5 protein-coding genes are annotated in these 7,115 nt (G+C 42.8%); all 5 read left to right on the top strand.

The annotated features are described in order from the left end of the window. Positions 1-550: 550 nt before the first annotated feature. Entirely contained in the window at positions 551-772 is a 222-nt protein-coding gene (locus Q0R37_RS14575; RefSeq protein WP_294755300.1) for a hypothetical protein, read from the top strand. Between the two features lie 902 nt (positions 773-1,674). Next, positions 1,675-3,309, top strand: coding sequence for a polysaccharide biosynthesis tyrosine autokinase (locus Q0R37_RS14570; RefSeq protein ID WP_294755299.1), 1,635 nt, complete (start codon positions 1,675-1,677; stop codon positions 3,307-3,309). A 257-nt stretch (positions 3,310-3,566) separates the two neighbouring features. After that, positions 3,567-4,127, top strand: a complete 561-nt coding sequence (locus tag Q0R37_RS14565; protein WP_294755297.1) for a sigma-70 family RNA polymerase sigma factor — start codon at positions 3,567-3,569, stop codon at positions 4,125-4,127. A gap of 13 nt (positions 4,128-4,140) precedes the next feature. Next, complete coding sequence (locus Q0R37_RS14560; protein ID WP_294755296.1) at positions 4,141-5,388, top strand: hypothetical protein; 1,248 nt, start codon at positions 4,141-4,143, stop codon at positions 5,386-5,388. Positions 5,389-5,480: 92 nt separating this feature from the next. Further along, positions 5,481-7,115: leucine-rich repeat domain-containing protein (locus Q0R37_RS14555; RefSeq protein WP_294755295.1), on the top strand; the 1,635-nt coding region annotated here is incomplete at its 3' end.

Raw genomic sequence — 7,115 nt, 5'->3', positions numbered from 1 at the left:
TCATTATGCTGCTGAATACAGACATATTGCCTGCGGTTACCGCTCCGCCGATAAGGGCAAAAGCCAATGCAGCGGCTGCGATTTTTTTCATTGATCTTTTATTCATTATAACATCTCCTGAATACAAAATTACGAATTGTATAATAGCGAGTGTTTATTACAATTTGTATTTCGTAAACATTAATATTTTACCATATATCGTTGATAATGTCAAGTCAATTATTGCTCATAAGGTCAGGCGGCGTATATTTATGCTGTTATCCATGCAGGTACCGAATGAGAAGAAAAAATATGTGAAAATTCAATATTGACTATATGCGAATTGTGTGTTATAATATCCTAAAAGTAAACGTGAGTAAAAATATTACCTGATGTGAAAATCAGGAGAAGCTTGAAAATAAAAAAGTTCATGACATACAGGTCAGAGCATCTCTTTTCTCCGTGATACTGCGCTTTTATCAGCGGGGCAGATGCGGAATGACCATAATGTATGTTATAATAAAGCAAAGGTCAGTCAAAAACTATAAATGTTAAAAGGAGATCTTAAGTGATGACACAGCATGAAATGACTCTCAGATTTATAGCTTCCAACGGATTTGACGTAACTTCGAGCTCAGAGCTTGAAAAGGCTCTGGAATGGATCAGCACCACATCAGGTGATAATCTGGTATGCGGTGCAACAGGATATCAGTTCGATATCGAGCTTGGCGAGATACGCCGTCCGATGCTGATTAATGCGGTAAAGAATGAACTCAATAAACTCAGTAACTGATTGATTTAAGGAAGTAAGTGTGTATTTGAGTTGAGGTAATGGTTTATGAAAGCTGCGATGATACGTGTTGCAGGTGAAAAGCTCGCTGAAAAAGCGCCTGTTTTATAAACAGAAGAAGCGGCTTTCGTTTTATAATACGCTTTTACAGGCTTTCTCATGAGATATGGTACTGTTTCCGTGCATTTTCGGGAATACAGGCAGGGAAAGCTCATTGAAAATGCTTCATAAACTATACCCCAAGTCAAATATCGCAGATGCCGACAAACGGCTTCAGACCGTTAATCGGACGGCGGTGAGAACAGTGCAAGAAAACATGATAATATAAAAAGGCTCCTGCCATACAGAACGCATACCCTGCCGACTGTATGGCAGGATCTTTGTATACTGCACTATGTTCGGGAGTACCTGCGCGATCGTGCAGGTCTGAAGAGCAGTGCTTTACTATATGTAGAGAGTGGAGCACAGTTTATATTTTGTAATATCAGTACAAAAATCTTACATAAAAGAAGATTAATTATTACAGATTGATTGTTGTAAAATGCCAAAATTTAAGGGCGATGATTGACGTAATGCATAAATTATGTTATAATATAACACATATATAATAAAAAAAGAAATATTATTTTTGAGGGATAGTGCTTTAGGGAATGAAATTGTTACTTTCTGTGCGGAAATGACAGGAAGCATTATTCTCAGCTTAGGGTATGGATATGTATTTGATCAAAAATTGAATACGTTTTTAGCTTATCTGTTTTTTGATATACTCATGGATTGTAGGCAGTTATCGGTTATATTTTTATTCTTACGTTTTTGATCCGGCAAACAGATGAGCTTTTTGTTTTTCCCTCAGGAATACAGGCATTGATATAATAATAAAAACAGTATTGGGAGAGTGTTGATCTATGCAGGCAGAACAGCAGGGTACAAGAACAATGAAAGTACAGAATGACGTAATAGACCTCAGGACTATTTTTTCGCTTTTGCTGAGTAAGCTGTGGCTTATTCTGCTTGTAGCGGCAATAGGCGGTGCTGCTGCCTTCTGTTACTCAAAATTCTGTATGCCTCTGAAATATTCATCGCATATTTCAATGTACGTTCAGAGCTATACCACCTTCAATGAGAACCCCGACCATAATTACAATAACATCAACAACTCAAAGCAGCTTATAAATACATACATAAGAGTTCTCGACGATGACGCTGTTCTTAAAGCTATCGGCGAAAATCTCATGGAGTCATTTGACAATGATGTTCTTGCACAGAATTTTACGATCAATGACGGCAGGATAACTCCTTCATCGCTCCGCCCGTGCATAAGCATTACTTCACGTACCGATACAAGTGCTCTTGATATGGTGTCGACTACGAAGGATGCCGAGCTTTCGGCTGCCATATGCAATGAAATGGCAAATGTAGCTCCTCCTTTCATTGATGAAGCTGTGGGAGTAGGTCAGCTCAACAAGATAGATACCGCTGAGGTCTACAGAACACCTGTTGCTCCGAATATGAAGAAAAACGGTCTGCTCGGAGCTTTTGCGGGAGCTCTGCTGATGGCTGCCATAATTATCGCTATTGATTTCTTCGATAATTCCATCAAGGACACGGATATCCTCAGCGATACATACAACAGAGCCATTATCGGCGAGATACAGCAGTTCGAGCAGGATAAGAAAAAGAAGGGCGACAGAGCAGACGAGCACGTAAAGCTTACGGATAAGGACGTTCCTTTCTCTGTTGTTGAAAGCTATAAGTCCATAAGAACAAATGTGAATTTTGCTCTTTCCACTTTTGAGAAGAAAGTATTCACTGTATCTTCCACAAGCCCTAACGAGGGTAAGTCAACTACATCCGCAAATATAGCTATCGCTCTTGCACAGGGCGGAAGCAGGGTGCTCCTTATCGACGGCGACTTAAGAAAGAGCGTTCAGCATAAGATATTCGGCATCGGCAATAAGCGCGGCCTTTCAACTGCTATCGGCAAAATGGAAAAGCTCGACGACTGTATCGCTAAAAATGTTATGGAAAATCTGGACGTTATGCCTGCGGGACCGATACCGCCAAACCCGTCGGAGCTTCTTGCTTCGGAGAATATGACCGAGATACTGGAAAGGCTCTGTGAGAGATATGATACCATCGTTATTGATACTCCTCCCGTAAATGTCGTTACAGACTCCATGGAGCTTGCCAAGAATGTTTCGGGAACTATCATGGTCGTCAGATACGGCGAAACTACTACGGACGACGTAGAGGAAGCCATGAAGAAGATAGAGTTCTGTCAGATGAATATGCTGGGATTTATTCTTAACGGTGTAAAGACCAAGCATACAGGCAAGTATTATTCCAAGTACAAGTATAAGTACTATAAGTACGGAAAGAACTACGGCGGTTATGGCTCAAAGCCTTCAGAGGCTGTCAGTGCGGAGGATGACAAATCAAAGCACATCGTTATGAGCAGTAAAAGTGCCGAGAAAGCCGATAACAAAAACGGCAAAAAGAATAACGCAAATAAAAATGCAAAGAAAAAGCAAAGAGCATGAGCGAACTCTGATCTTCGGAGCGGAGTTTTTGATGATCGTTCAGGCTGCAGCGAGCATTGCTGTCCGTAAGACATAAAGCAGTGCCCGCTGTTTTTATTTATAAGCAGGATTTCCTACGGCATTTACGCAAACGCCTTGTTTCTCACGGCTGTCAAAAAGTTTTTTCAAAAAAAGCAAAAATAGTGTTGCACTTTATGAAAAATTTGCGTTATTATAAATGAGGACGAATTTGCTATTATAAAGTAAAGGAGGACTATATGACTGATGAAAAGATAATCAGCCTTATGCGTGAAGCCCCGTCAAACGGGCAGAGAGCACTTTTTGACAAATATTACAATTATGTTTTTTCAATAGTCAGCAGGATAATCAGCGGGTTCGGAAGTCAGAACGATTCGGAGGAATGTGTCATAGACGTATTCGCCTCCGTTATGATGAAGATGCATCCTGATGATAATTTATCACTGAGGTCATACATAGGGGCTGTTGCGCGAAATGCGGCGATCAGCATGAGAAGATCGCTTGCGTCGAAAAACGGCTCATACATCTCCTCCGATGACGAAGCGATAGCGGAGATAGCAGATGATGAAAATATCGAGGAAAGTACGGATAATTCCGTGCTTGCCGATATCCTGCTGGATAAGATAGGAGAGCTCGGCACCCCCGATTCAGTGATAATCGTCCAGAAATATTATTACAATAAAACTTCCGGTGAGATAGCCAAAATGACGGGAATGAGCGCGGCTGCTGTGCGTGTACGCTGCGGCCGTGCCATGAACAGGCTGAAAAAGATCCTTGCCGAAGACGGCATAACGCTTTAAGAGGAGGGATAAAATGAATACAAGAAAAAAGATCATTTATACCCTGCGAAGTGCGGACAAGGCTTCCGTTGAGAGGCTGATGTCGGAAGCTGCCAAAAAGGACGAGATATTTGCAAAAGCAAGAGAACGGGCAGAAAAAAGCGATGGATACACGGATGTTGCCGAGGGTGCGGAACAGTACAATCCGAAGATAAGGATATTCCGTACGGCTTCGGCTGCTGCGGCGTCTGTCCTTATAGTTACGGGAGTATGGGGCGCAGTACACCTTTTAAAGAACAGCAGATTAAACAGCTTTGAACATAATATCGGAAACAGTAATATAACAGAAGGCTTTACGATAAGCGAAGGGAAAACTGCATATGATGAAAACAGCTCGGTAAATAATGATATCACCACTGTGATAACCGCCAAAACCACCGCATCATCCGACGGGGCTGTTACAACAAATGCCGAAGGCAGCGTAACTTCGGAAGCAGCTTCATCGGCAAACGAAGTAACAACAACGGCTGAAAACGGAGATAACAATGTGAGTACAACTACGGAAGCCAAGCCCACAGAAGCAGATCTGTCGGGAGACCAAATACGCGATAAGTGTATCGGCTCGGTATACAATTATGACAGCTTTTCGGCTGATTTTACTCTCAGCAAGGTCAAGGACGGCAACTGGCTCTATCGTTACAGTGAAGGAACCATAAAGCTCGACAACAGCTCGATGAACGGCGAAATGTATCAGAGGATATACACTTCCGACGGGCGTTTTTACTGTGATGAACGTCAGTATTATCTGAACGATAAGTTCGTATATGCTGGAGATCACGGTGAAGGAGTTCTTATTGCGAAAATAACAGATATCAGGAATGAACTGCCGTCGGACGGCATATCCGACAGAGTCTGGTATAAGGACTATACGGGCCTCAGCCGGTTCACAAGCGGCAGTCTGAACGGCTCCGTATGGGAGCTCACAGGCGAAAGGAACGAAAACGGCAGAAAGATATTAAGCGTGAAGGCAAGGTATGAAGGCGACAATTCGGCATCAAGCTTTACAGCCGATATCGACGCCGATACAGGCATTTGCCTTGCATACGACCGCTATCTTGAGAACGAGCTTGTGGAAAGCTTCAGGACAGAAAATGTCAAATTCAATAATGAAGCGGATACTCCGCCAAATTCGCACGAGGTAAGGGAGTTCCTTGAAAACAACGGATATGCTTCGGGTATGCTTGAAAATTTCAGTGATTACAAGATAAGCGATCTGGACTGAAAAGCATATCGAATGCTGTCTATAATGAATTAATTTATGTATATTGTTAAAGCTCATATAAACAATATAAAAACTATAAGGAGTGAAGAAAAATGTTTAAACGGATCATTGCCGGTGTGCTCAGCACTGTCATATGCTCATCGGCGATCACTTCGGGTACTGTCGGTACGAACGCATGGGCTGTTACGGCAAAAAGCGGTCAGAGTTCGGAAGCAGAAAACAGATCAATGGCTGCGGCTATGGAACTTTCCGACGATCACCTGAGTGTAACAGCAAACACAGACGATTACACACTGCAATCATCAGACTACGACGCAAGCAGCATTGAAAGCATCATTTCAGATACTGTAGCTCTTGGCATCAGGGTCGGTGAAACGAACGATCAGTCGGAAACAACTGAAAGCAGCGGAAAGCCCGCTCAAAGACCTATCATACATTTTCTCCCTGACACTTCAGAGAAATGCGACACTGTTGAGTTGGGCGAAAACATAAAAGCTGATATCTACAGCAGCGGTCTGCTGAGGATCTATGGACACGGCGAAATGAAAGACTTTTCAAAATGCCCGTTTGCAAATGCAGCAGACATAACGCAGGTACTGTTTGAAGATACTGATGCGGAAAACGGACTTGTCATAACAAATATAGGCAAAAATCTCTTTAAGGGCATGAGCTCACTTAATTCATCGGCATACGGTGATATTTCAAAAGCTGAGGAGAATATATTCGTTATCCCCGACAGCATACAGAGCATCGGTGCATACGCATTTGCAGGCTGTTCTTCGATCGTCGGCATACAGTTCGGAAGCAAGCTTGAAACCATTGGAGAGTATGCTTTTAATAACTGTACAGGAATAACAAAGCTCACCATTCCTTCATCGGTCACATCAATGAGCGCGAATATGTTAAACGGCTGTACAAAGCTTAAGGAGCTCACCCTTCCGTATGCGGCGACAATTAAGGACCGTACAATAGAAGGAAACGGAACAGACTGGGCGAGCTCTGTGGCAGACCTGTTTTTCAATCCGTGGTCTGACTGGGATAATGCGGGGACTGATTTCTCAGCTTATGCAATTGAAAAGATAACCATTACAGGCGGCGAGATAGTACCTGCCTATGCGTTTGCACATATGACCACGCTTAAGGAAGTTGATCTCAGCAGTACGGAAGTAAAATCTGTCGGTGTAGGAGCTTTCAAGAACTGCACGGTATTAACTGATGTAAAGTTGCCGAAAACGACAACAGCTCTCGGAGATTATGCTTTCTACGGAACACCGATAACAAAGCTTCCCGATAACGGAGCAATAACAAGTGCAGGTGACTATGCTTTTGCAAAATGCACAAACCTGACAGATATCACGATACCAGCAACTTATCAGAGCTTTGGTAAATATGCATTTGAAAACTGTACAGGCATCAAGGAACTTACGATCCCTTCTGAGGTCACATCAATGGGTACTTGCATATTTAGCGGCTGTACAGAGATTAAGGAGCTCACACTTCCGTATGCGGCAACTATTAAAGAGCGTACCGTAGAAGGAAACGGAACAGACTGGGCGAGCTCTGTAGCAGACCTGTTTTTCAATCCGTGGGCTGACTGGGCTAATGAGGGGGCTGATTTCTCGGATTATTCACTTGAAAAGATAACCATTACAGGCGGCGAGATAGTACCTGACTATGCGTTTGCACATATGACCACGCTTAAGGAAGTTGATCTCAGCAGTACGGAA

Source organism: uncultured Ruminococcus sp. (genome assembly GCF_946415235.1).
GTDB lineage: Bacteria > Bacillota > Clostridia > Oscillospirales > Ruminococcaceae > Ruminococcus.
Note: the sequence above shows the minus strand (reverse complement) of the source record. Positions and strands in the feature narration are given on the sequence as shown.

Bases quoted from the DNA above. Each gene is read 5' to 3' on its own strand.
- Q0R37_RS14575 (WP_294755300.1), top strand. From the start codon at position 551: ATGACACAGCATGAAATGACTCTCAGATTTATAGCTTCCAACGGATTT.
- Q0R37_RS14570 (WP_294755299.1), top strand. From the start codon at position 1,675: ATGCAGGCAGAACAGCAGGGTACAAGAACAATGAAAGTACAGAATGAC.
- Q0R37_RS14565 (WP_294755297.1), top strand. From the start codon at position 3,567: ATGACTGATGAAAAGATAATCAGCCTTATGCGTGAAGCCCCGTCAAAC.
- Q0R37_RS14560 (WP_294755296.1), top strand. From the start codon at position 4,141: ATGAATACAAGAAAAAAGATCATTTATACCCTGCGAAGTGCGGACAAG.